Source organism: Lentzea sp., from assembly GCF_036380075.1.
In the GTDB taxonomy this organism is placed as follows: domain Bacteria; phylum Actinomycetota; class Actinomycetes; order Mycobacteriales; family Pseudonocardiaceae; genus Lentzea.
This window is the reverse complement of record NZ_DASVFL010000256.1, coordinates 1-25,519: the sequence shown is the minus strand read 5'-3', so window position 1 is coordinate 25,519 and position 25,519 is coordinate 1. Positions and strand designations below refer to the sequence as shown.

Genomic DNA, 25,519 nt, shown 5'->3' with positions numbered 1-25,519 from the left:
TCGAAGCTTTCGCGTCCGCGCCGGAGAACCTCTCTGTGGTGCTCCTGAGAATTTTCCCAGTCGTTGAGGGCTTCGACGAGCATCGTCAACACCAGGGCCGAGCTTCCGTCGTTCAGGAGTCGTGTGGTCCCTGAGAACAGCTCGGTGAGCGAGGGTGCGGATCGGAACTGCCCGGCGGGCCAGACCCGTTCGGCTGCTCGCTGGACGACGGCCATCGCCAGGACGTGCTTGTTCTTGAAGTGCCACGGGATCGTGCCGCGGCCGGTGCCGGATCGTCTGGCGATGTCCATAAAGGACGTCCGGTGGAAGCCGCGTTCGGCGAAGAGTTCCTCGGCCGCGTCCAGGATCCGGTGTCGTCTCGGGGAGCTTTCGCCGGTCGGCTCAGTCGGCAACACGGCGGATCACGCTGATCGAGTCGATGCCGGCGACCTTCACCGGTTGGCCCTCGGTCGAGGCGTGCACGGCGCGGGTGTTGTCGATCGCCAGCGCCACGTGGGACTGGCTGGAGTAGTAGACGATGATGTCACCCGCCCTGACCTCGGAGCGGGTCACGGCACGCCCGGCCTTCGCCTGGTCGTAGCTGGTGCGGCCGAGCCGGACGTCGGCGCTGGCGTAGGCTTTCTGGATCAGCGACGAGCAGTCCCACGTATCGGGGCCGTTGGAACCGTAGACGTAGGCGTCACCGCGCTGGGCCATCGCGAACTGGACGGCCCTGCCTGCCGTGCCGGGCGGGGCCAGGTAGGGCGACTGGTCACCCACGTCCTTCAACGTCTTCTTGGCCGAGGCGGTGAGTGAGTCGTACTGGGTGCGCGCTTCGTCGATCTGCTTCTGCAGGGCGGCACCCTTCTCGTCGATCTCGGCGAGCAGCTTCTTCGACGCCTCGGCGGCCTCCGCGGCCTTCCTGGAGGAGGCGTCCGCCGCGTCGACAGCGCTGGTGAGCCGTTGCAACGCCTCGGCGTTGTCGGCCGCCAGGATGTTCAGCGCGGTCATGCGTTCGAGGAAGTCCTGCTGCGAGTCGCTCACCAGCAGCGCGGAGAGCCGGTCAAACCGTGCACCCGAGTAGCTGGCTTCGGTGAGCACGTCGACCCGGCCGCGCAGGTCCTGCTCCGCCCGGCGGGCGCCGCCGAGGTCTGCCTCGGCCTTGCTCGCGTCACCCTGCCGCGCGGTCAGGTCGCCCTGTGCCTTGAGCTTGTCCTGGTTGAGCCGGGAGGCCTTCTCGGACAGCTCGTTGTACTTCGCGAGCGCATCGGCGGCCGAGGGTTGTGCCGAGCCGGGGGTAGTGGGCAGCACGGTGGCGACGACAGCCGCCGTCGCTGCGAGCGCACCACGAACCGCATGCGACACCATGTCGCGGTCCTTCCTTGTCGGTGGGGATGTCAGACGGTGACGCCGCGGTTGTTGAGCCACGTCAACGGGTTGATCTTCTGGCCGCCGGGGTTCCACACCTCGAAGTGCAGGTACGGGCCGGTGGACTGGCCGAGGTTGCCCTGCGGGCGATGACCTGGCCCGCATGGACGCGCTGGTTGGCGCGGACGTTGTAGGAGTTGACGTGGCCGTAGACGGTGATGGTGCCGTCGGCGTGCTCCACGCGAACCCACTGACCGAAGCCGGATACCGGACCGGCCTCCTTCACGACGCCGTCGGCGGCGGCGAGGACGGTGGTGTGTCAAGCGGACCGGCGATGTCGATGCCGTAGTGCACGACGCCCCAGCGGCCGCCGAAGCCGGAGGTGGACGTGCCTGCGGCCGGGCGGACCGTCTTGGGGCGTTTCTCCTCGGCTGCTGCCGCTTCGCGTTGCGCGGTGAGCTGCCGGCTGTGCAGGAGCTTCGCCGCCTCAGCCGATCCTGCCGGCGTCGTCCTGGAGACGGTGAGGACGTGCGGTGCGGCGGAGGTGTCGCCGCCGGTGCCGTCGAACGAGGCGGCACCGGCGGCAGGCTGGACGACCCGCCGCCGGTGGACTCGCCGACCTGGCCGGCGCCCGCCGTGGCGAAGGCGCCGGCCGCGACCGCGGCGGCCACGACGCGTCCGCGCAGCGCTGACGGCGGTGGGGGAAGCCGGTGGGAGCTGACCGTGCGCGTGAGCTCGGTGCCGCCGGGATAGCGGTGATGACGCAAAGCTCGTCCTTGTTTCTGAGGGGGAGGTCCACCGGCGCTCCGCCGCCCGGCAGGGCGCGTCGGGGCGCCGGTGTCGCATGCCGTCAAGATCCCGGCGGGATGTTAAGAACCCGAGTAGATGATGTTCAGGTTCCTTCGCGGGCCAACCGGACCGTGACCGTCGTACCGGTCCCCACCTCGCTGTCGACGGTGATCGTGCCCCCGTGCGCCTGCACGAGGTGCTTCGTGATCGCCAGCCCGAGGCCGCGTCCGCCGGTGGCGCGGGTGCGGGAGCGGTCGGCGCGCCAGAACCGGTCGAACACGTGCGGCAGGTCCTGCGCGGCGATGCCGTGCCCGGTGTCGGAGACGGTGATCACGACCTCGTCGCCCTCGGTCCGGCCGCTCACGACGACCCGCCCGTCCGGTGGGGTGTGCTGCACGGCGTTGACCACGAGGTTGCGCATGACCTGCCGCAGTCGCACGGGATCCGCGACGGTCCGCAGCGGTCGTCCCGCGGGCACCTCGAGATCCACCCGGTGTGCCGCGGCGACACCGGCCAGCAGCTCCGCGGCGTCGAGCGGTTCCGGGCGCAGGCGCAGCTGACCGGCGTCCGCGGCGGCCAGCTCCTGCAGGTCCTCCACCAGTTGCGCCAGCACCAGCGTCTCCTGCTCCAGCAGGTGCAGCAGGTCGGCGTCCAGCTCCGCGACACCCTCCTGGGCCGCGATCACCCAGCCGCGCACCGTGCCCAACGGCGTGCGCAGCTCGTGCGACAGGTCGTTGACCATGTTCTTGCGCAGCACCTCGGCGCGCGCGAGGTGCTCGGACATGTCGTTGAACGCCGCCGCGACCTCCGCGACCTCCCAGCGGGCCGTCACCTCCGCCCGCGCCGACAGGTCACCCGCACGCATCCGCCGAGCGGCGTCGGTGAGCACGGTCAACGGCCGCAGGACACGGCCCGCCAGCAGGAAGCTCACGGCGATCGCCAACACGAGGACCAAAGATGCCGCCAGTGCGATCTGCGCGACTCCGGCGGCGGGCAGACCCACTACGGTCTGCTGGACCACGGGCTCCTCGACGAACAGGAACGCGGCCGGCGCCACGTGCGCCGCGAGCTGTTCGCGACGCGCGGCCGTCAGGCATTTCTCGTAGGTCGGTGCGAGGCCGGGGAGCGACAGCAGCGAACCGTCCTTTTCGAGGAACACCGGACGGTAGGGCATCCCGGCACGGCTCAGGCACACAGCGAACTGCGCGTCGACCTGGGCGAGCGCGGTCTGCTCGCTGCCCAGGTACTGCCGCGACGAGGCGCACCCGCTCGCGAAGGGCTCGTAGTACGAGCGTCCGTTCACGCCGGTCTTGGTCTCGGCGGCGACCCCCTTGCGGCGCGCGCACGCTGCGTCGTCCTCCGCTCGCGCCCGGGACTCCCGCTGTTCCTGTGCGGTGAGGCGGAACGGGCCGACCGCCCGCGGGTCGATGCCATCCGGTGGGGTGTCCCCGCGCAGGTTGAGATCCACGTTGAGCGGATCGACGACCACGGTGGGCTGCCCAACCGGTTCGAGTTCGCTCGTCCCGGACGTCGCGGCGATCCGCCCCCTGTCGGGGGTGGTGAGCCAGATGGTCAGGCCGGTCTCGCGGCCGAGCTCGTCGAGCAGCGGCCCGGCGCCCGACCAGTCCCGGTGCGTGGCGCCGTGGCCCAGCACGGTGTCGTAGACGCGGGCGAGCTCGGCCTGCTTGCGCCCCTGCTCCGCCTGCAGCGTTCTCGTCGTGCTCTGCACCGACAACCACGCCGTCGCCGCGATCGAGCACGCCGACACCAGCACCGTGCCCGCCAGAAGCAGCAACCGCAGCGAGCGCCGCCTACCGGCCACCAGCGCTCCCGTCGGCGATCTTGTAGCCGACCCCGTAGACGGTGACGAGGTGCGCCGGGGCGGCGGGATCGGCCTCGATCTTGCGCCGCACGTTGCGCACGTGCACGTCGATGGTGCGCTCGGTGATGAACCCGTCCAGCCCGTACGCGTCCTCCAGCAGCTGCGCCCGGCTGAACACCCGGCCCGGTTCGGCGGCCAGCACCGCGAGGATGCGGAACTCGGCCGGCGTGCACGCCACCGGCCGGCCGGCCACCCGCACCTCGTGCCGCAACGGGTCCAGCTCGAGGTCACCGACCCGGATAGCACGCCGCGCCGCGGTGCCGTTCCTGGTGGAGCGCCGCAACAACGCCCGGACGCGCGCCATCAGCTCACGCGGGTCGTAGGGCTTGGCGAGGTAGTCGTCCGCGCCCAGGTCGAACCCGAGCAGCTTGTCGTCCGCCTCCGCCCGCGCACTGACCACGAGCACCGGCAGGTCCGCGTCCTCGGCCCGCACGGCCCGGCACACGTCCCAGCCGTCCACGCCGGGCAGCATCAGGTCCAGCACCAGCAGGTCCGGGCGGCGGCCGCGGATCTCGTCGAGTGCCTTGCGCCCGTCGCCGACCAGCAGGAAGGTGTGGTTCTCCCTGGCGAGGAAGCGCCCGATCAGGTCGGCCTGTCGTGGTTCGTCTTCTGCCACCAGGACGTAGGCGCACATGGCGGCCATGATGCCAGCCACCGCAATCCGGCCCGACGGAGAACTGTTGTGTGCTCTGGTGCTGCCGAGGCATGGCTGAATCTGGTGCCTGACCGGAGCACTGTGATGGCCGGTCCACCAGCGGCGTGCGGGCCTGCCCTGTGAGCCGCACGAGGTTTCGCTCAGACGGAGGACGAGCCGACTTCGCGCACCTTGTCCCTCACCAGGTTGCAGACCCGCGGCCAGTGGTCCTCCAGGAAGAAGTGACCACCGGGCAGCACGTGCAGCTCCGTCGTCCCGGTCGTGTGCCGGTGCCAGGCGCGGGCCTCGTCGAGTGTCACCAACGGGTCTTCATCGCCCACAGCCACGGAGATCGGCGCGGTGATGCCGGGGCCCTCGGCGTACCGGTACGTCTCCGCCGCCCGGTAGTCCGCGCGGACCGCGGGCAGCACCATGCGCAGGATCTTCTCGTTCTGGAACAGCGCGGAACTCGTCCCGTTCAACACCTGCATCTCGGCTATGAGACCCCGGTCGTCGCTTTGGTGGACGCGTTCGTCGCGCCAGCACGACGGCGCGCGCCGGCCGGAGGCGAAGAGGTGCGCCACCGGGGTGCGGCGGGCCACCTCGAACGCGAGCGTCGCCCCCATGCTGTGTCCGAAGAGGATGGTCGGGCGATCCAGGCGCGGTGCCAGTGCCTCCGCCGCGCGGTCCGCCAGCGTGACCAGGTCGTCGATGCACGGCTCGTGCCTGCGGTCCTGCCTTCCCGGGTACTGGACGGCCAGCACGTCGGCCACCGGCGACAGCTCTTCGGCAAACGGCAGGTAGAAGCTCGCCGAACCACCGGCGTGCGGCAGGCAGACGATCTGGACGGCGCTGTCCGGGCGCGGTGAGAAACCGCGCAGCCAGGTGTCCGCGGCGGATCGGGTCATCTGCCGGCACCGACACCGCCGGACAGCGCGGCCGCGGGTGGGGCCGCGAGCCGTCGCCGCAGGCGGTTGATGATCGGCGCCGCCATGAAGGTGGTGACCAGCGCCATCAGGACCATGATCGTGAACAGGGCGGGGGAGACCACCCCCAGTTGCACGCCGACGGTCAGGATCACCACCTCGGTCAGCCCGCGCGTGTTCATCAGGACGCCGATCAGCAACGACTCCGTCCACCGGTCGCCGGTCAGGCGGGCGGCGAGCGAGGCACCGCCGAGCTTGCCGAGGGTGGCGACGGCGACCACCAGCACCGTGGTCAGCCAGAGCGCGGCGGTGGTGAGCTGGTCGATCCTGGTGGAGAGCCCCACCAGGCCGAAGAACATGGGCAGCAGCAGAACGGAGATCATGCTCTCGAGCTTCGCCTCGACACCGTGCTGCCACTCGGGATCCCGCGGCATCACGGCACCGGCCAGGAATCCGCCGAAGATCGCGTGGATGCCGATCTGGTCGGTCGTCCAGGCGCTCAGGATCGCCACCGCGATCATCACCCACATCGGCGGGTGGCCGAGACGGCGCAGCAGGGGGCGGACGACGGCGAACATCACGACGAGGTAGGCGATCGACAGCAGGAGCGTTCGCACCACGTCCCCGGGACCGGCCGACTTGGCCACCGCGACCACGATCGCCAGCATGATCCACGCGTAGACGTCGTTGATCGCCGCGCACACCAGGCTGATGACGCCCACTTGGGTCGACAGCAGTCCGGACTCCTGCAACAGCCGGGAAAGCACGGGAAACGCGGTGATCGCCATGGCCGCGGCGAAGAACAGGCAGAACGCCAGCTCGTCGGTCCGCGCCCCGAACCGGGGGTGGAGCCACAGGGAGAGCGGCACCGCGAGGGCGATCGGGACGAGCAACGACGCGTGGCTGATCACCGTGACCTTGTGCCCCTGTCCGCGCAACGACCTCAGGTCGATCTCCAGGCCGATCAGGAACATGAACATCACCAGCCCGGTCTGGGCCAGCACGTTCAGTCCCGCGATCACCTGCTGCGGGAACAGGTACGTCATCAGCTCCGGCCACACCAGACCCAGCACGCTGGGCCCCAGTAGGATCCCCGCGACGATCTCCCCGAGCACCCGCGGCTGACCGATCTTGCTCACCAGCCAGCCGACGACCCGCACCGCCACCGTGAGCACGGCCATGGCGAGCAGCAGGCGGCCACTGACCGTCGCGGCGTCCAAGTTCCCCATGTCTCCCACTCCTCGTCACCCCGACTCGAAGATCAAGTCCCGCATGAGCTCGCTCGCGCCGGCCGCGATCGTCCCCGCCATCGCGTCGCGGTGCAGGCGAGCGGGCACGGAGTCCTCGAGACATCCCCGTGCCCCGTGGTACTGCACGCACACCTGCGCGGCGGTGACCGCCAGCTCGGTCGCCGTCAGCTTCAGCACGGCGGCGGCCTTGGTGTCGAGCCGGCCCGCGCAGTGGTCCTCCACCAGCCGGTCGGCGAACGTCCGCACGAGCTCGTACTGGGCGTCCAGGTCGGCGACGCGATGTCGCACAGCCTGGTTCGCGCTCAACGCCTCGCCGCGCACCCGGTGCGAGCGCAGGAAGGACCGCAACACGCCGAGGCAGTGCCGTACGCCGCCCACCGCCAGCAGGCCCGCGACCAGCCGCTCGAAGTCGAGTGCCGGCATCAGGTGCATCAGCGCCCGGTCGGGCCTGCCGAGCACGCCGTCCGCGACCACCCCGTCGAACGACACCCGGCACGTGTCCGCCGCGCGCCAGCCGAGCGTCGGCTGCCGGTGCCGGGTGATGCCGGGGGAGCGGCCGTCCACGACGAACAGGCTCGCGCCGGACAGCACCTTCGCGGTGCCGCCCGCACGAGTCCTCGCCAGCACGACGAGGTAGTCCGCCGCGGAACCGTTGGTGACGTACCACTTCTCACCGGTCAGCCGGTACGCGTCACCGTCCTTGCCGGCCACTGTGGACAGCGCGGACAGGTCGGTGCCCGCGTGCTCCTCGGTGATGGCCAGCGCGGCGACCCTGTCCGGCCTGAGCCACGCGGCCCGCTGGACCTCGGTGCCGAGCATGCGCAGGTACGCGGGCGCCATGTAGGCGTGCACGCCGATCGACGCGCGGACACCGGCGTACCCGGTGTTCCCGAGCTCGTCCAGGAAGACGGCGCTGAGCGCGAAGCCGGGGCCCTCGTGCGGCAGGGAGAGCAGGCCGGCCTCGGCCAGCGCGCGCCACCCGTCGGGCGAGATGCGCCTCTCCCGCTCCCAGCGGTCGGCGTGCGGCAGCACGATCTCGTCCAGGACGGACCGGATCTCCGCGCGGACGTCGCCGCTCACAACCGGGGCCGCAGCGAGGACAGGAGGGCCTCGCGGTCCACCTTGCCGTGTGCCGACAGGGGAAGCGACTCCCGGATCTCGATCACGGCGGGCACCATGTACGGCGGCAGGCAGCGTGCCAGGTGGTCCCGCAGCGCCTCGCTCGTGCCGTCCGACACGGCGAACGCCGTGAGCAACCGTTCGCCGGTGCCGGAGACGTGCACGGTGACGAAAGCCTGGCGCACGTCCGGATGACCGGTCAGTGCGTGCCGAACCTCGCCCAGTTCGATCCGATGACCGTTGATCTTCACCTGGTCGTCGTCGCGGCCCTGGAACACGAGCACCCCGCTCGCCTCGAAGTACGCCAGGTCACCGGTGTGGTAGAAGCGCTCGGTGACGCCGTCGACCACGTGGTCCACGAAACGGCGCGCGGTCTCCTCCGGCATCCCGGTGTAGCCAGGGGACAGGCCGGGTCCGGACAGGCACACCTCGCCCGTCTCTCCCGGTTCGCACAGCCGGTCGTCGCGCACGAGGTGCACCCGCGTGTTCTGGATGGGACGTCCGATGGGCAGCGGCCGGTCCCCGGGCTGCGGACCGGTCAACGGGTGGTAGGTGGCGAACGTGGTGCACTCGGTCGGGCCGTACACGCTGACGATCCGGCCCGCGCCGTAGTGGGCCAGCGCCTTGCCGATGTGCGGCAGCGAATGGGCCTCCCCGCCGGTGAGGATGACGTCGACGCTGCCGAGCGCGTCGACGTCCTCGTCCACCATCGTGTTGAACAGCGCCGTGGTCAGGAAAACCGTGCTGACGGCGTGCTGCCGCACCACCCTGCGCAGTTCGGACAACCGGACGAAGGTCCCGGGGTAGATCACGCACGTGCCGCCGTTGAGCAGCGCTCCCCAGATCTCGAACGTGGCCGCGTCGAACGTGACCGGGGCGAGGAACAGCACGACGGTGCGGTCGTCGAGACGGGCGAAGCGGGCGTCGTGGACCAGCCGGACCACCGACCTGTGCTCGATCGGCACGCCCTTGGGCCGCCCGGTCGACCCCGAGGTGAAGTTGATGTACGCGATGTCCGCGGCGCGCACGGTGACCTCGGGGTCGGCGGAGTCGTCACCGTCCGCCGTGGACACGTCGAGGACCTGGCACCACGGCAGCCGGGCCGCCAGGGGACCCGGTTGGTCGGTGACCACCCGGTCGCACCCGGCGATGCCGAACATCACGAGCAGGCGCTCGTCCGGCCAGGACGGGTCGAACGGCAGGTACACCGCGCCGCACTTGACGATCGCGAGCAGTGCGACGACGAGCTCGGATGACCGCCGCACGCACACGCCGACCACGTCGCCGCGGCGGCACCCCTGCCGGAGCAGGTGACCCGCCAGCCGGTTGGCGGCCGCGTTCAGCTCCGCGTAGGTCATCCGCCGGTCGCCGTGCACGAGTGCGGTCGTTCCGCCGCCCGTTCGGACGCGCTGTTCGAACAGCTCCTTCACGCTGCTGTCCGACGGAAAGGGAACCGACGTGCCCGCATTGGCCGCGGCGTGCACCGCACGCGCCCCGGGACTGGCTGTGAGCCGCTTCATGCGCCTCCCTCGACATCGTTGCTCGGCCGCGTGCGGGTGACCGGTGCGCCGGGGGTGGCCCCGCCGGGGCCGTCCCCGGCGCGCGGTACACCTACGCCGGTGACGAGTCGACCTGCTGCCTGTTGCGGGCGATGCTCTCCGCGATCTCGCGGATGCCGCTGTCAGTGAACAGGTCCTCCGGCGGCAGCGCGTCCTCGCCGAAGCTCTCCTCGGCCCGCGCGATCAGCTTGACCGCCGTCAGCGACGAACCGCCCGACCGGAAGAAGTCGGACCCGGCGTCCACGCTCAGCCCCAGGTCCCGGCACGTGGCCACGACCCACGCCTGGATGCTGTCGATGTCGTCGTTCGCCATCAGACCGGCACTCCGTCCCTGACCGGGAAGCGGTACCCGTTCACCGTGGCCTCGACGAACTTGTTGTGCCCGAACGCGTCCCGGCCGGACGTCAGCACGTTGCCGAACTTGTCCAGGCTGGCGGCGCCGCCGAACTCCGCGAGCGCGTCGGAGTGCGGGTAGACCCGCACGGAGGTCGGCAGGTAGCGTCCCGCGAAGCCGAGGCGCATCTGGTCGGTCTTCCCGGCGTGCGGATGCGACGCGTGCATCAGCGTGGACCAGAAGATGATGAACTGACCCTGGCGCATCACCTGGGAGACCGCTTGGGACTCGTCGGGCGACCAGTCGGGATCCTTCTGCAGCTGCCGGTAGTCGTAGCCGAAGAACCCGCGCCGCACCCCCGCCTTCTCCTGGTTGTTGATCAGCTCCGGGTGGTAGTCCATGACCTTGGACTCGTCGTAGTTCATCGACCTGTGAGAACCCGGGATGAACTGCAGGCATCCCATGTCCACCGAAGCTTCGGTGAAGGCCGTCCACACCGTGATGGTGCCGCCGAAGTCGGCGTCCTCCGGCCACACGATCTGCGGGTGCTTGGAGTCGGCCACGTTGGAGAAGTTGTCGGCCTGGTGCCAGTCCGTGCCCTCGTCACCGGGGTACTTGGGGAAGAACTCCGAGCGCCAGCACAGCGTGTCCGGTCCGAGGATGCTGGACACGCGGTCCACGATCTCCGGGCGGGTGATGTGCTCGGCCAGGAAGTCGACGTCCAGGTGCCGGTCGTAGTTCGACAGGTTCGTCACGCCGGAAATGGTCTTGCCGCCGCCGTAGACGGCCTTCTTCGTGTTGATCAGTTTTGGCCGCAGGGCCTGCAGATTGGCAGCCATCTCCTCGGGCTCGTAGAGGTCGAACGGACCTATGTACCCGTTGCGGTGGAACTGCGCCAGTTCCTCGTCGCTCAGTGTGAACGCCTTGCCTGTGGACACCATGATTATCCCTGCCGTTCCGAAAGTGTGCACGAAAGTGTTGTGAGCGTTGGTCTGCTGCCGTCCGGCGGTTCGTGCTCCTCGTCGGGCAACGAGCGTGGCGTGACCACGATCGACAGCCTCATGTCGCGACGGTGGCAACCCGGCTCTTCTGTTCGTGCAGCAACCTGGTCCGCTCGACCGCGTCGTCGATCAGCTGTTCGCAGCGTTCGATGGTCGGAGCCTCGATCAGAGCCATGCCCACGGAGATGGTGCTGGCCGTCATCGATCCCATGACCTTGCCCGGATCGACCTTCATCTTGACGTGCCGCACGCCGGGCAGGGCTTCCAGGTCAGCTCGGGTCACACCGTTCGTGGCGCCGGGTTTCACCGGGAGGCAGACGAAACCGAAGACCGCGCCGCGGTCGGGCTCACGGGGTGTGAGCGGCTCGCCCGCCATCAGCCTGGCGTGTGCGGCCCACAGGTTGAGCCCGATGGTGTGCTGCGCGGACAACGGCGCCAGCACCCCGGCCGGTCGCCACGCCAGCTCGCCCGCCACGAAACCTCCGGGTTCGCCGAACACCTCCAGGTGGAACACGCCCCATCTCCCACCGAGCGCGTCGACGGCCGCCTGGCTGAACGCCAGGGACTCCGCGTACAGGGCGGGATGCGCGTGCACCGGATAGGCGACGGATCGCAGGGTCGCACCGTTCTTCGTCTCGATCAACGGTGCCAGGTAGCGCGAGACCATCAGGTGTTCGATCGTCCCGTCGACGATGGCGCCGTCGAAGTGCCACTCCCTGCCGGGCTGCCTCTCCTCGACCACCGCGTGTCTCAGGTCCGGGTTTCCGTCGACGAGGGCGAACACCTCGTCCGCGTCCGCGCACGCGAACACCGACGTGGTACCGCCCTCGGCCGGGGGCTTGACGACGTACGGGGCCGGCAGGTCCGCGAGCAGATCCCTTGCCTCGGCTGCGTCGGCGGGCACGTCGGTGAAGGTCGCGAACCGCGACGTGGGCACGCCGTGCCTGTGCCACAACGACTTCTGGATCGCCTTGTCCCGTCCGGCCATCGCGGTCCGCGGATCGGTCCGCTGCGGCAGGCCCAGCAGCTGGTTGAGCATCGCCGCGCCGACGACCGCCATCTCGTGCGCCGCGATCACCCCGTCGATCTTCTGCTCCAGACCCAGGTGGGCGATCACCGACCACGCGAGCTCCGGGCGGTCGTAGGACGGGACGACGCCGCTGTGCGCGATGCGGTGGCGCCGCCCCGCGAGCGCCGTCCGGTTCCGCTCGGTGCTCAGCACGGTCAGCGTATGGCCGAGGTCCGCGAGCTCGTCGATCGCTTCCGGGACCGGGCCCATGAGAACGAAGTGCACGGTTCAGCTCCTCCTCCAGGCGGTGGACACCGGGATCTCCATCACCGCCTCATCGCACAGGCGGGTCCAGGTGGCGGTCTTCTGGTCGAAGTGGTCCTTGCGATGACGGACCTGCACTCTGACGACCGGTCCGTCGGAAAGCCGGTAGCGCGGTGACTCCAGCCAGTAGTACAGGTGCCCCCCTGGCATCTTGAGCCACCGCAGCGCCTCGGGAAGGGGACTCTTCGGGGTTCCGAGCGCCAGCCGGCCGAACAACCGGGCCACGTACTCGGCGTGGCGCTCCCGGATCCGCGGATCGGTGGCCGGCAGGCCGAATCGCGCGGCGATCGCGGCGAGGTCCGCGTGCGGGTCCTCCCGGTCCAGTGCGAACAGGCGGTCGCGCAGCTCCTCGTCCTCCACACCGCCGAGAGGGAAGGTGACGTACCGATCGGCGGTCAGCGGGTTTCCCGCGGAGCGGGCGTACTCCCGGTCGAACGGGCTCAGAAAACCGTTGTCCAGACTGCACGTCCGGCCCCCGGCTGTCACGACGCGCCAGTAGACGCGTTCGGTGAGCGGGGTGTCCCACCAGCCGAGCGCCGTCGGTTTCCAGGCCCGGCCGAGGAGCACGACGCCCAGCAACGCCAGGCTCACCGTCCAGGGCAGCGCGCCGAACGCCGCCTGCTCGACCGGTGGCGGCAGGCTCAGCGCCGAGACGGCGATCACCGAGCCGAGCAGGATGTTCTCGAGGAACAGGATTCCGGCGGAGAAGGCCACCACCACGTTGAAGAACGCGGCGCCGGCCGCCGCGACGACCAGCAGGTCGCGGTGGAGGAAGGCGACGGCCCCGAGCCCTTCGACGACCAGGGTTCCCCAGTTGAGCCAGCGGGACAGCGGAGCGAGCGCCCGGACGACGCGACGCACCGTGTCCTCGGGGAGAAAACCCGCCCAGCCCCACGAGTACGCCGACGCCGCCAGCACGTTGATCCGGTTCTCGTTCGCCCACGACCATGGTCGCCGCCCGAGGACGATCTTGCTGTGACAGGCGAAGACGTAGTGCGACAGGTGCACGGTGGCCAGCAGGACCAGCAGGCCCGCCTGGTCACGTGCCGGGTCCGCACCGGTGAACAGCGTGGCCGGCCCGAGCGCCAAGGAGTGCGCGAACGCCGCTTTCACCACGCGGATCGCGGACTTGGAGTGGTGGGTCCACCCACCCAGGCGCCCGCAGATCGCGACGACCGCGGCGACGGCGAGGAACGGGACCAGGACGCCCGCGACGCCGAGGACGGTGACCACCACGCGATCGGTCCGCTGCCAGCCGATGTCCGAAGCCGCGTCGTAGTCCGCGGTCGTGTACTTCCAGACCACCACGGCCAGGGCGACTGCGGGGATCCAGAGCAGGCCGGAGACTCGCCACGGTCCGAGCAGGGCGGCGACCAGCGTCAGCAGCCCGATCACCGCGCAGGGCCGCCACGCCGAACGGGGGACGGGAGCCTCGGGGTACGTGCCGTTCAGCGCGGTCGCAGGGTAGTCGCCCGCGCCGAGTTCTCGCGCCGCCCACCGCACGATCGGCGAGACGAGGTGCCGGTACAGCACCACGGCGCCCGCGAGCACCAGGACCATCCGGACCACGCCGGCCGAGTCGATCATTCACGCCCCCAGTCAGCTTCGCCGGTGCCGGTGGATCGTCGTCTGGGCTCGACCACTCGCCGAGCCCAGACAACCCGGCTCATCGCCTCACGTCAGTGGTCGTAGCTCATGGTTGCCTCCTTCCGTCGCACAGGAACGCTCACGCCGGCGGGCAGTCCGTCATCCGGCGGGCCCGCCGTCCTGGTCGGCAGCGGTGTGGTGGCGTGGCGTCCGCACGAACGCGGATGCGTGCCGTCGTCAGCGACGGAACGCGACGGGCAGCGAGTCGAGGCTCCGCACCGTTGCGGTGGCGCGGCGGACGGGCGTGCCCGCGAGTTCCAGAGGTGGCGACTGCGTCAGGCACAGTACGAGCTCCCGGACCGCGATCCGTCCGAACGCGACACCGAGGCAGCCGTGCGCACCCCAGCCGAAGGAGAGGTGCTTGTTCGGCTGGCGGTCGAGCACCAGCTCGTCGGGGCGGTCGAACTGGTCGGGATCGCGGTTCGCGGACGCCATGAGCGCCAGCACGATCTGGCCCGGTTCGACGACGGTGCCGCGCAGCACGGTGCGGCGCGTCGCGACTCGGCTCGTTCCCTGCGCGGGCCCCTCGAAGCGGATTAGTTCGTCGGTGGCGGTGTCCAGCAGCTCCCGGTCGGCGCCGCGCAACGACTCCAGCGCCTCCGGGTGCCGGATGAGTGCCAGCGCCACGTTGCTCACCGTGGCGAACAGCGTTCCGTAGCTCGCGTTGAACATCACGCCGGTGGTGTTGTGCACGTAGTGCGGGGGGACGTCCAGCTGGCTCGCGGTTTCCCTGATCGTCGAGAACACGCCGGGCTTGGGGTCGTCCTCGTACCAGCTGTCGACCAGGGCGCCGAGGCTCTTCCTGGCGTGGTCGCCGGCGACCGCCCGTTCGGGCAGCAGACCACTGTCCATGCGCCTCGCGATGACGTCGGACAGCTTGACGTACCAGCCGAGATCGGGCTGCTTGACGCCGAACAGCTCGGAGGTGATCGTCAGTGCGACCGGAGCCGCGACGTCGGTGATCCAGTCGAACTCGTCCCTCGCGGACAGTTCGCGGAGCAGAGCCGAGATCTGCCCCCGTGCGCGGGCGCCCGCCTCGTCCAGGTTCTGGGCGCGCAGTGCACCGGTGAGGACCGCCTTGAGCGGTGTCTGCGCCGGTGGGTCCAGCGTCTGGATGTTCTGCAGGAACTCCGGCAGCTCCGCGCCGACCCGGCGGCGGTCCCTGGCGAAGAGGTCGTTGTCCCGCAGCACCTCGCGGCAGTCCACGTAGCGGCTGACGACCCAGGACTTCATCTGCTCGTGCCAGAAAATGGGAGCAGTCTCGCGAAAGTGCGCGTAGAGAGGATAGGGATCCGCGAGGATTTCCGGATCCAGAGGGTTGTATTCGACAGACGTGGTCAACGTTTCCTCCCCCAAACACAACTGTGCGCACGTTATTGGCCGTGCAGTGCGCTTGCCCCCAAGTGAACGCCTGGTGCAGCAGGCGTCATCCCGAAAGTTCCACAGGAATCCCGCGGCTGTCAAGACTGCTTTCGATCCGCGGCAGATGCGCTGCGTGAACTTGATCTACGCGAATGGGTGACCTGTTGTGGGAAGTGGAAGTGTTAATTTCCGAGAAGCTCGACGCGACTATTGATCATGAGTTGGCGCTATGCTCGCCGACGAGGGCGTGGCGGGGAGCCCGACATCGGGGGATGTGACGGCAGGTGAGCGGGTCGCACCTGTTTGTCCAGTTCAGTGGTGTTTCTCCGGGTTGGAACCCGTGATGCCGCGCGGTCGGGTCAACGGGGGAGGCGGCCTGTGTCGGAGTTCGTGGCAGCTGCCGGGCCAACGGTCTTCGGCGATGGCGTCGAAGACTTCTACGTGCTCGGGTGTGCGCAGTCGGCGATTTTCGCCGAAGGTGCGCAGCCGGTGTCCCGCATAGTCGTGGAAACGGTGCGTGATCAGCTCGACGAGCACGCGCTGCGCTGTTCGATCTCTGAAGTCGTCCGCGCGAATCCCGCGCTGCGCATCTCGGTCGACCGGTCCGAACCAGGTGAACCGGGGCAATTCGTCCATCGCATCGTGGACGCTTCGCTCGAAGTGCACCCGCAGACCGGACGGTCCCCCGAAGTGTGTGACGAGGTGCTGCGGCGAATAGTCGAACGGGAGACCGCCCGTCCCTTCGACATCACCACACCGCCGCTCCTCCGGTTCGTCGCACAGGCGCTCGACGAGTCGCGGTTCCGGCTCGTCGTCGTCGCTCACCCGGTCGTGCTGGACAGTTGGGGCGACGAGCGGATGCGCCACGAACTGCGGACGACCTACCGGCAGCACCGCGACGGTGTCGCCACCGTTGCGGCGCCCACCGCCCGGCACCGCGAGCTCGTGCTGGCCGAACGCGCCGCGGCCGGCGATCAGGCAGCGCTTCGCCACTGGGACGAGGAGTTCTCCGCGGTGGATGCCGGTCCGCTGCCGGCGCCGGCGGCGCCGGGCGGGCAGAACACCGGCTCGCGCGTCAGCGTCCGGTTGCCCGTGGCGGCCCGGCTCCGCGAGGTGGCGGACGCGCACGAGCTCTCGGTGGCACACGTCCTCATCGCGGCTCACCTCCGCGTTCTCGGCTCGGTGACGGCGAGCTCCGCGGTGAGAACTGCCGTCGCCACCCCGGTCGTGCCCGGTGGCGAGGAGGTCGTCGGCCGATGGGTGGAACCGTTGCCGCTCGGGGTGGAGTTGCGGGATCTGTCCTGGACGGATCTCGCACACGAGGTGGCCCGCTGGGAGCGGGCCGCGGTGCCGTTCGTGCCGATCGGCTGCCGGGACCTGGTGGAGCGGAACCCGGAATCCCTGTCGGACAACAGGGTCAGCGTGGTGATCGCCCGCGGTCGTGCCGAGGACGTCACCGTCGTGGAACCGGGTGGCCACACCGGCTTCGGCCTGCACGTGTGCTGGACGGTCGGCGTGGACGGCGCCGACGTCGTGCTGGACGTGGAAGTCGATCGGCGTCTGGTGCACCCGGCTGTCGCGGTGCGACTGCCGGGGTACTGCGAACGTGCGCTGACGAGCTTCCTCGCCGACCCGTCCGCGCAGGTGTCCGCCGCGGACCTGCGCAGCAGGGAGGACGTCGAGGAGCTCGGCACGTGGCGGGCGGGCCCGGTGGTGCCGGTGGAGGAGCTGCGTCCGATGCCGGAGTCGTTCTGGGAGCACGTTCGTCGTCGGCCGGACGCGCCGGCTGTGCACGACATCGCCGAATCCCTGACCTATGCGCAGCTCGGCCGCCGCGTCGCCGGCATGGCCGGCCGCCTGCGCGAGCGGGGCCTCGGACCCGGCGACCGGATCGGGCTGTGCCTGCACCGCGGTGCGGACCTGGTGGTCGCGGTGCTCGCCGTGCTGACGACCGGAGCCGCGTTCGTCCCGCTGGACCCGGACTTCCCGGCCAAGCGGCTGGGCCACATCTGCGCGGACGCTCGGCCCGCCTGCATCGTCGCCGGACCACGAACACGGCCGCCGGCGGTCGATGCACCGGTGGTGGCGTTCGAAGACCTGCAGGGCGAGGAGAGCGGCGAGAACGGCGGACTTCCGTCACGCGGCGACATCGCCTACGTCCTGTACACCTCGGGCTCGACGGGACGCCCGAAGGGAGTGGTCGTCGACCACGGGAACCTGGCCAACCTCCTGGCGGGAATGGACGAGTCCGTCGGCATCTCGGCCGACGACCGGCTGCTGGCTGTCACGAGCATCTCGTTCGACATCGCGGTGCTCGAACTGTTGTGGCCGTTGTCCAGGGGTGCCGCGACCGTCGTGTGCCCTGCACGACTCCTCGAGCGGCAGGCGGGCTCCCGCACCTCGTTCGAGGCGATGGCGCACCGGTTCCGGCCGAGCCTGTTCCAGACGACGCCGTCCTTCCTGACCGCGCTGGTCTCGAGGCCGGGGGCGATCGAGCACCTCCGCGGCCTGCGAGCGCTCCTGGTGGGCGGTGAGGCGTTCCCGACCGGGCTGGCCCGGCACCTGCTCGACGCGTTGCCGGGAGTCCGCGTCCTGAACATGTACGGGCCCACCGAGACGACGATCTGGTCGACCGTGCACGAGCTCGGCGGCGAAGCCGGGGACGCGTCCTCCGTGCCGCTGGGCAGGCCCGTCGTGAACACCGAGCTCAGGTTCGTCGACGGGCTGGGCGGCGACGCCTGTCCCGGAGTGCCCTGCGAGCTCTGGATCGGCGGCGCCGGGGTGGCGCGCGGCTACCTCGGACCGGCCGGGCTCGGCGACGAGCGCTTCGTCCTGGACCAGGGGCGCCGTCACTACCGGACGGGAGACCGGGTGCGGTACGGCAGGGGTGGCGCGGTCGAGTTCCTCGGCCGCGCCGACCGCCAGGTGAAGATCCTCGGACACCGCGTCGAGCTCGACGAGGTCGAGAACATCCTGTCGGAGCACCCGGAGGTCGAGTCGTGCGCGGTGGTCCCGCGCCGGGGCCCCGGAGGCCTCGAACTCATCGCCTACCTCGTTCCGCGCCCGGCGGGCCCGCGCGACGAAGAGACACATCTCGCCCAGTGGCGTGACGTGTGGGAGGCGAGGTACCTCGATCCCCGTGAACGCGGCCTGCCGGGCTGGGTGGACAGCTACACCAGGGAACCGCTGTCGCGGACGGACATGGAGAGGTCGCTCGCCGCCATCGCCGACCGCGTCCGCGCGCTGGGCGGAGGCCGGATCGTCGACATCGGCGCGGGTGACGGCCGGCTCGCCGGCGAACTCGCCGGGGACGCGGTGAGCTACCTGGCTGTCGACCCGTCCACGACCGCTCTGGAGGCGGCACGGGCCGCGGTCGAGCCGCTCGGGGCGAATGCGCGTTTTCTCTGCGGAGACGCGCTCGCGTTGGGTGAGCTTCCCGGTTCCGCCGCGGACGTCGTCGTCCTGCACTCGGTCGTGCAGTACTTCCCCGACTCCGGCTACCTGACGAGAGTTCTGGACGAGGCGCTCCGCGTCGCCGGACCGCGGGGCGCGGTCCTCGTGGGGGACGTGCGGGACTTCCGGCTGCTGCGGATGTTCCACACCGACGTCCAGTTGCGACGGTCGGCGCCGGAGACGCCGGCTGCCGCCCTGGCTGCCGCGGTGGACCGGCTGGTGGCGGCCGAGGGCGAGCTGTGCCTGAGTCCCGGCCACCTGGCCTCCGTCCTCGCGCACCACGACGGCGTGCGGGTCTTGGTCGACGCCAAAGGCGAGGACGTGTGGAACGAGGTGACACGGTTTCGTTGGGACGTCACGATTCTCGGCCGGGACCGTCCTGGGACCGCGACCGGTGCGAGGACGTCGCGAGTGCGGCTGCCGGCGCGGGGAGCCGCGCTGGACGCCGTCGCCGGCCTCGCACACGACGTGCCGCCGGGAGAGTGCGTGGTCGTCACCGACGTGCCCAACGGCCGGCTGGCCGGACCCGCCGCGGCGGTGCGCGCCCTCGCGGCGGCGAAGCCGACCGACACCGCGTGGGAGGTGGCTCGGGCCGCGTGGTCGCTGGAGGCGGACGGTGACGCGGTGAACCCGGCGGAGGTGATGGAGCGGGGGAACAGGGCCGGCGTCCGCACCCGCGTCTCTCCCGCGCTGTCCGGCGACGAGACCCGCGTGGACGTCGAGTTCCACCGCCCTGACCGGAAGGAGAGTCGTGACCCCGTTCAACGATCCCGCACGGGCGCTGCGCACCGCGGCGCTCCGGGCTGATGTCCACCGCTTCCTGTCGGAGCGCCTGACCGCGGCGACCGTCCCGTCGCGCGTCGTCGTGGTCGACGAGTTGCCCAAGCTGCCCAACGGAAAGCTCGACCGGAGCCGGTTGGGCACCACCGGAGCGGGGGAGGAGGTGGCGTTCCCCGGAGAAGGCCGTGCCGCGCCCGCCACCCCGCAGGAACAGGCAGCCGCCGCGCTGTGGACCGACCTGCTCGGTCGTTCGGTGGTCGATGCCGAGGCGGACTTCTTCGACCTCGGCGGCAACTCGCTCACCCTGGTGCAGATGGCCTCCCGGTGGACGGCCAGGACCGGCACCGAGATCGACCTCGTCCGGTTTCTCGAGGCCCCGTCGGTGCGCCGGCTGGCGCGGATGACCGGTGAAGCCACCTCCGCCGCGGTGAACGGCGATTTCGGTTCGCCCGAGGACCTCCGGTCTCTGCTGGAGGTGGCCGTCCTGCCGCCCGACATCGCGCCCGAGGCGGGCGCGGTTCCCGCCACGCCGCCATTTCGGCACGTCCTGGTCATTCCCGGCGGCGGCTTCGTCGGACGGTCGGTCGTCCGTGAGCTGCTCGACACCACCGCGGCGACCGTCCACGTGCTGGTGCGCGCTTCCGGTCCAGGTGACGGGCGGGACCGGCTCCTGCGCGATCTGGCGGAGCACGGCCTGACCCGTGAGAGCGACGGGGAGCGACTGGTGGCGGTCCCCGGCGACCTGGCGTCGCCGTTCCTGGGACTGGACCCGCCGACCTACCGGCGGCTCGTCGGCGAAGTCGAGATGGTCGTGCACGGCGGCGCGGTGGTGGACCCCCTCGCGTCCTTCCGGCAGCTGCACGCGTCGAACGTGCTCGGGACCCGGGAGGTGCTCCGGTTCGCCGCCACCGGGGTCGTGAAGGAGGTCAGGTTCCTCGCTCCGCGAGGCGCCGCACCCACCTCGACCGGCGCGGGCCAGAGCGTCTGGGTGTGCGAGCAGCACCTGCGGCAGGCCTCCGCCCGTGGCATTCCCACCCTGGTGGTCCCGCAGGGTCTGCCCACGGGCGCGCCGCCCGGCTCGTCGTTCGCCGAGGCGATGATCAACGGCTGCCGGTCCCTGCGGCTGGCACCGGACGTCGACTTCGAGGTGCCCCTGACCCCGGTGCGCTCGCTGGTGACCGCCCTCGCCGGGACGTCGGATGACGTCACCACCGTCGTCGTGTGGTGGCAGGAGATCATCGCCGACATCCGGGCCTCCGGACGCACGCTCGACGTGGTGCCGTACCCCGAGTGGCGGGGGAGGCTGCTGGAGGTGGTCGCGGACGGCCGGCTGAACGACCTGACGACCTTCGTGCCGCTGCTCGGCGAGGACGGGCTCTTCCGTGCGCTCGGCCACCAGCGGGCGCCCGCAGAACCGGCCTCACCCGCGGAGCCGGTCTCGCCGGGAGGGAACGCGGACACCGCGGGACTGACGTTGCCCTGGCGGGACAACCGCGTCTCGTCGGTGACCTCCGGTCTGGTCATCACCGAGCACGTGGTGACCGTCCCGCTGGACCACCGCTCGCCGGGCGGTCCTGTCATCGAGGTGTTCGCCCAGGAGGTCGTCGCCGGGGACCGGCGGCACGACGACCTGCCGTGGCTGCTGTTCCTGCAGGGCGGCCCCGGCGGCATGGTGCCCAGGCCCGCGGGGCCGAAAGGCTGGCTGGAAGCGGCACTGCGGGAGCATCGGGTGCTGCTGCTGGACCAGCGCGGCTGCGGACGGAGCAGCCCGATCACCGAGGAGACCGCGGCCGGCCGGTCCGCCGAGGAGCTCGCCCGCCACCTGAGCCGATTCCGCGCCGACAGCATCGTCGCGGACGCGGAGGTCCTGCGGAACCGGGTCGCCGGCGGGCGCCCGTGGGCCCTGCTCGGGCAGAGCTACGGCGGCTTCGTGGCGCTGACCTACCTCTCGGTGGCGCCGGAGGCGTTGACCGCGGTGTACGTGTCCGGGGGACTACCGGCGCCGATGACTGCCGTGGACGAGGTCTACCGGCACAACTACCGCCAGGTCGTGCAGAAGAACTCCGACTACTACCGGCGTTTCCCGCAGGACATCGCCCTGGTCCGCGCACTCGCCGACCACCTCGACGAGCACGAGGTGCTGCTGCCCGGCGGCGACCGCCTGACGAGCAGGCGGATGAGGTTGCTGGGCAGGCGCTTCGGCATGAGCGACGGGTTCGAGCGCACGCACCGAGTCCTCGCCGAGGCGTGGGACGGCACCGGCGTGTCGGAGGCGTTCCGGCGGGCGGTGCACGACGAGACCGGGCCGATCTACTCACCTCTCTACGCGTTGCAGGAGTTCATCTACGCCCGGCCGGGGCACCCCACCCGCTGGGCGGCGGAGCGCGTGCTCCGCGAGTTCGGAGAGCTCGCGGAGGACCGGACGCCCCTGCTGCTGACCGGCGAGATGATGTACCCGTGGATGTTCCGCGACTTCACCGGTCTGCGGTCGTTCGCGGCGGCAGCGGACGTGCTCGCGAACGCCTCGGACCTCCCCGCCCTCTACGACCCCCGCCGATTGGCCGCGAGCCAGGTGCCGCTCGTCGCGCTGATCGCTCCCGACGACATGTACACCCCGTCGGAACTGCAGCTCCGGACAGCAGAAGCGGTCGGGAACAGCCGGGTTTGGTTCACCGGCGCTTACCAGCACAACGCCGCGATGCGGGACCCGGGAATACTGCTCCACATGATCGAGATGGCGCGCTGAGCTCACGCCTCGCGGTCCGGCACCGGTGAACCGAGCAGGGAGACGAGCTCCCCGCCGCGTTCGGTGAGGCGGTAGACGACGTTGCGCCCCAGCTTGGCGCGCGTGACGACGTCTGCCTCGCGCAGCACCGACAGATGCGCGCTGACCGTGCCCAGCGACACGTCCAGCACCTGGGCCAGCTGGCTCGAGGTGGCGGGCGTCGTGAGTTCGCGGACCACCTTCGCCCGGCCCGCGCCGAGCAACGTGGCCAGCGCGTCGTACACGGGTGTCTCCGGCTGGTCGCCCGCGCCCCGTGCCGGGTAGACCAGCGCGAAGCTGGGCGGCCGTTCGCACAGCCAGCGCCCGCCTCCGGCGGTGTGGGGCACGAACACCAGACCTTCGTCCCCCACCTCGCGATCCGGCCAGTGCTGGTTGCTGAAGCGGATCGCGTCCTCTCCGACCCAGGTCGGGTTGCGCGTCATGGTCTCGACGGCGTGCTTCCAGCCGTACGCCGCGAGCAGGCCGGCCCGGTACATGATGTCCCGCTCGAGCACGGACCGGCGCCGGGCCCAGTCCGGAGCGACGAACAGCTCCCAGCCCTCCTCGAGCACGGTGGCCACGCGCGCGGCCAGGCCGGTCAGCCTCAGCCAGCTCGTGTCCTGCGGTTTCCAGCTCGCCGCGACCGACTGCGCGATGGCCTCGCGCACCTCGGCGTCGGTGAACCGCCTGACCTCGCCCAGCTCGTCCTGCACCCTGGTCTGCATGCCGTCGGTGGGGGGCGGCGCCACCAGGTCCGGCAGCCACTTCGTGGCGGCGACCAGCGGGATGAGACCGGCCGCGACCTCGTCGCGGCGCAGCCAGCGCCGGAAGGCGTCCTGGTGTTCGGCGTGCCAGCGGGCGATCCACGCGCCGGGCCCGCTGCGTTCGAGGGCCATGACGGAGCCGAGCGTCTCGGTCAGGGGGGAGACCGCGAACCGGCTGCGGGACAGGGCCGTCGAACTGAGCCGGACGAGAGTCATGAGCGATCCCCGGACACCTCGGCCCACCGGCCTGCCGGCGGACGTTGCGATGTTTGGCGCAAGATTAACACCGTGCGGCCGTGCCCCGTCAGTCTCCCTCTGTGAAATTCGCGTCTCTCTCAGTGCTCGCACCGCCGTTCCGGGGGTTCTTCCTCGGCCGCTTCGTGTCGCTGCTCGGCAGTTCCATGGCGCCGGTCGCACTCGCGTTCGCCGTGCTCAACACGTCCGGCCGCCTGTCCGATCTCGGTGTCGTGCTCGCCGCCCAGATGGTGCCCCAGCTGGCGCTGCTCGTCGTGGGCGGTGCGGTCGCCGACCGGGTCTCGCGCAGGGCGGTGCTGGTCGCGACCAACCTCGGCGCCGGTCTCGCGCAGGGCGCCATCGCCGCGGTGCTCCTGACCGGGCAGTACCGGCTCGTCCTCGTCGCCTGCCTGGCGTTCCTGCTCGGTGTGATCGAGGCGTTCGCCTCGCCGGCGCTGCGCGGCATCGTGCCCGAGCTGGTGCGCGAGGAGGACCTGCAGAAGGCCAACTCGCTGCTGGCCACCGCCCGCAACGCCGTGAAGATCTTCGGTCCGGTCGTCGCGGGACTGCTGGTGGTGGGCGTCGGTCCGGGCTGGGCGATCGCCGTCGACGCGGTCAGCTTCCTCGTCGCCGCCGCGTTCCTCGCCCGACTGCCCCTCAAGACCGTCGTGAAGGCCAAGCGCAGCCGGCTGCTCGCCGACATCCGCGACGGCTGGACGGAGTTCCGCCGCGTGCCCTGGGTGTGGACGATGACGCTGTCCTTCTGCGTGATCAACCTCGTCAACACCGGGCCCTGGCTGGTGCTCGGACCCTCGCTGACCAAAGAGCGCAGTGGTGAGGCCGCGTGGGGTCTGGTCCTGAGCGCACGGGCGATCGGGTTGCTGGTGATGAGCGTGATCGTCGTGAAGCTCGTCGTCCGCCATCCGCTCCGCCTGGGCACGACCGCGGGAGCCGCGGGCTCGCTCGGCCTGATCGCGCTCGGCCTCGGGTTCGACGCTCCCTGGCTGATGGCGAGCGCCTTCGTGGCCGGCCTGGGGTTCACGGTGGCGGGCATCATGTGGGAAACCTCGCTGCAGCAACACGTTCCACGTGAGGCGTTGTCGAGGGTGGCGTCCTACGACGACCTCCTGTCGTACGCGGCCATCCCGCTCAGCCAGCTGCTCGTCGGACCCGCCGCGGCACTGTGGGGCGGGGCCACCGTGGCGCTGTGGGCGGGAGTCGCCTTCGTCCTGGCGATGGTGGCGCCGCTCGCGCTCAAGTCCGTGCGGAACCTCGGCGCACCCGTGCCGGCGGACTCCCGGTGACTCCGCGAAGCGGTCACCCGCCGACGCGCGGCCCGCGAGCGGGGTGGTCCGGGCAGCGCGGAGGGCCGCGCTCGGTCAGCGCGGCGGCGCCGTCGAGTTGCGGGTCACCAGCCGCACGTCCAGCACGAGGGGATCGGCCGGCCGCTCGCCGCCGTCGATGAGCGCGAGCAGCCGGTCGACGGCGTGGGTGGCCTTGCCGACGATGTCCTGGGCGATGGTGGTCAGCTTCGGTGTGATGTAGGCGCTGAGGTCGAGGTCGTCGAAGCCGACCACCGACACCTGGCCCGGGACGTCGATCCCGGCGTCGAGCATGCCCTCGATGATGCCGATCGCCAGGATGTCGGCGGTGGCGAACACGGCGGTGGCGTCCGGGTGGGTGTCGAGCCAGCGCCTGCCCAGCGTCACGCCGTTGTCGTGCGTGGTGTTCAGAGTCTCTATCGGACAGTCCGCAGTGGACAGACCGGCTTCCTCGAACGCCTTCCGGAAGCCCAGGAAGCGTTCGTGCACGACACCGACGTCGGTGAACGACGGGCCGGCGAAGACGATCCTGCGATGTCCCAGGGAGAGCAGGTGCCCGGCGGCGAGGCGGGCGCCGGTGAAGTCGTCCGAACGCACGCCCGTGGTGAGCGGGTTCGGTGCGTAGCTGTCGATCGCGAGGACCGGTGTGGCACCGGTGACCTGGCGGCGCAGGTCGGCGATCTCCTCGTCCAGGAAGCCCAGCAGCACCGCGCCGTCGAGGCTCCACGAACGCAGTGCCTCGCCGATCTCGGAGGTGTCGGCGACCCCGCGCAGCAGCAGGTGGTAGCCGCGTTTGCGGAGCCTGCGCTCTATCTGGCCGATGATCGCGATGTTGTGCGGGCTGATTGCGAGGCTGTCCTCGTCGGCCGCGGGCACCAGGAGTCCGACCAGCCGTGACTGGTTGGCGGCGAGGCTGCGGGCCGGCGCGCTCGGCACGTAGCCCCGTTCGTCGATGATCCGGCGCACGCGCTCGACGGTCTCGGTGGAGACCCGTGCGCTCTTGCCGTTGATCACGTTGG

The 25,519-nt window shown here is 70.8% G+C and carries 21 protein-coding genes; 4 read left to right on the top strand and 17 right to left on the bottom strand.

What is annotated here, in order from left to right:
• The 3 genes from VF330_RS27930 to VF330_RS27920 all read right to left on the bottom strand — a co-directional run.
• Positions 1-395, bottom strand: a 395-nt coding sequence (locus VF330_RS27930) for a helix-turn-helix domain-containing protein (RefSeq protein ID WP_330854660.1), incomplete at its 3' end; no start/stop codon positions are given.
• On the bottom strand, positions 382-1,347 hold the full coding sequence (locus VF330_RS27925) for a C40 family peptidase (protein WP_330854659.1): 966 nt from the start codon (positions 1,345-1,347) through the stop codon (positions 382-384). The genes VF330_RS27925 and VF330_RS27930, both read right to left, overlap by 14 nt.
• A 61-nt stretch (positions 1,348-1,408) precedes the next feature.
• Positions 1,409-1,633, bottom strand: coding sequence for a M23 family metallopeptidase (locus VF330_RS27920; RefSeq protein ID WP_330854658.1), 225 nt, complete (start codon positions 1,631-1,633; stop codon positions 1,409-1,411).
• Positions 1,634-1,875: 242 nt separating this feature from the next.
• Here VF330_RS27920 and VF330_RS27915 point away from each other — a divergent pair, with 242 nt between their 5' ends.
• Entirely contained in the window at positions 1,876-2,100 is a 225-nt protein-coding gene (locus VF330_RS27915) for a hypothetical protein (RefSeq protein WP_330854657.1), read from the top strand.
• 139 nt (positions 2,101-2,239) lie between these two features.
• On the opposite strand, the gene VF330_RS27910 is transcribed toward VF330_RS27915, so the two are convergent.
• The 12 genes from VF330_RS27910 to VF330_RS27855 all read right to left on the bottom strand — a co-directional run bounded on the left by VF330_RS27910 (position 2,240) and on the right by VF330_RS27855 (position 15,849).
• Entirely contained in the window at positions 2,240-3,958 is a 1,719-nt protein-coding gene (locus VF330_RS27910) for a HAMP domain-containing sensor histidine kinase (protein ID WP_330854656.1), read from the bottom strand.
• On the bottom strand, positions 3,948-4,652 hold the full coding sequence (locus VF330_RS27905) for a response regulator transcription factor (protein WP_330854655.1): 705 nt from the start codon (positions 4,650-4,652) through the stop codon (positions 3,948-3,950). The genes VF330_RS27910 and VF330_RS27905 overlap by 11 nt, the downstream gene beginning before the upstream one ends.
• A 161-nt stretch (positions 4,653-4,813) precedes the next feature.
• The gene (locus VF330_RS27900) at positions 4,814-5,560 is read right to left on the bottom strand and encodes a thioesterase II family protein (protein ID WP_330854654.1); all 747 of its coding nucleotides are present in this window, start codon (positions 5,558-5,560) and stop codon (positions 4,814-4,816) included.
• Entirely contained in the window at positions 5,557-6,807 is a 1,251-nt protein-coding gene (locus tag VF330_RS27895) for a cation:proton antiporter (protein ID WP_330854653.1), read from the bottom strand. The genes VF330_RS27900 and VF330_RS27895 overlap by 4 nt, the downstream gene beginning before the upstream one ends.
• A 15-nt stretch (positions 6,808-6,822) precedes the next feature.
• Positions 6,823-7,908: an acyl-CoA dehydrogenase family protein gene (locus VF330_RS27890; RefSeq protein ID WP_330854652.1), complete on the bottom strand. Its 1,086-nt coding sequence runs from the start codon at positions 7,906-7,908 to the stop codon at positions 6,823-6,825.
• Complete coding sequence (locus tag VF330_RS27885; RefSeq protein ID WP_330854651.1) at positions 7,905-9,467, bottom strand: amino acid adenylation domain-containing protein; 1,563 nt, start codon at positions 9,465-9,467, stop codon at positions 7,905-7,907. The genes VF330_RS27890 and VF330_RS27885 overlap by 4 nt, the downstream gene beginning before the upstream one ends.
• A gap of 91 nt (positions 9,468-9,558) precedes the next feature.
• Positions 9,559-9,819, bottom strand: a complete 261-nt coding sequence (locus tag VF330_RS27880; RefSeq protein ID WP_330854650.1) for an acyl carrier protein — start codon at positions 9,817-9,819, stop codon at positions 9,559-9,561.
• A complete protein-coding gene (locus VF330_RS27875; protein WP_330854649.1) occupies positions 9,819-10,778 on the bottom strand; it encodes a chlorinating enzyme in 960 nt (319 codons plus the stop codon). Before VF330_RS27875 ends, VF330_RS27880 begins: the two co-directional genes overlap by 1 nt.
• A gap of 121 nt (positions 10,779-10,899) precedes the next feature.
• A complete protein-coding gene (locus tag VF330_RS27870; protein WP_330854648.1) occupies positions 10,900-12,135 on the bottom strand; it encodes a hypothetical protein in 1,236 nt (411 codons plus the stop codon).
• 3 nt (positions 12,136-12,138) lie between these two features.
• Positions 12,139-13,761, bottom strand: a complete 1,623-nt coding sequence (locus VF330_RS27865; RefSeq protein WP_330854647.1) for a hypothetical protein — start codon at positions 13,759-13,761, stop codon at positions 12,139-12,141.
• A gap of 237 nt (positions 13,762-13,998) precedes the next feature.
• A complete protein-coding gene (locus VF330_RS27860) occupies positions 13,999-15,054 on the bottom strand; it encodes a cytochrome P450 (protein ID WP_330854646.1) in 1,056 nt (351 codons plus the stop codon).
• 441 nt (positions 15,055-15,495) lie between these two features.
• Positions 15,496-15,849 carry a hypothetical protein gene (locus VF330_RS27855; protein WP_330854662.1) on the bottom strand — a complete coding sequence of 118 codons (354 nt, stop codon included), beginning with the start codon at positions 15,847-15,849 and terminating at the stop codon, positions 15,496-15,498.
• On the opposite strand from VF330_RS27855, the gene VF330_RS27850 reads away from it, so the two are divergent.
• The gene (locus VF330_RS27850; RefSeq protein WP_330854661.1) at positions 15,736-19,443 is read left to right on the top strand and encodes an amino acid adenylation domain-containing protein; all 3,708 of its coding nucleotides are present in this window, start codon (positions 15,736-15,738) and stop codon (positions 19,441-19,443) included. The two genes, VF330_RS27855 and VF330_RS27850, sit on opposite strands and share 114 nt — an antisense overlap.
• On the top strand, positions 19,388-22,162 hold the full coding sequence (locus VF330_RS27845) for an alpha/beta fold hydrolase (protein ID WP_330854645.1): 2,775 nt from the start codon (positions 19,388-19,390) through the stop codon (positions 22,160-22,162). Before VF330_RS27850 ends, VF330_RS27845 begins: the two co-directional genes overlap by 56 nt.
• 2 nt (positions 22,163-22,164) lie before the next feature.
• Here VF330_RS27845 and VF330_RS27840 read toward each other — a convergent pair whose 3' ends face one another.
• A complete protein-coding gene (locus VF330_RS27840) occupies positions 22,165-23,160 on the bottom strand; it encodes a winged helix-turn-helix domain-containing protein (protein ID WP_330854644.1) in 996 nt (331 codons plus the stop codon).
• A gap of 101 nt (positions 23,161-23,261) precedes the next feature.
• On the opposite strand from VF330_RS27840, the gene VF330_RS27835 reads away from it, so the two are divergent.
• On the top strand, positions 23,262-24,482 hold the full coding sequence (locus VF330_RS27835) for an MFS transporter (RefSeq protein ID WP_330854643.1): 1,221 nt from the start codon (positions 23,262-23,264) through the stop codon (positions 24,480-24,482).
• A gap of 75 nt (positions 24,483-24,557) precedes the next feature.
• On the opposite strand, the gene VF330_RS27830 is transcribed toward VF330_RS27835, so the two are convergent.
• On the bottom strand, positions 24,558-25,519 hold a 962-nt coding region (locus tag VF330_RS27830; protein WP_330854642.1), incomplete at its 5' end, for a LacI family DNA-binding transcriptional regulator.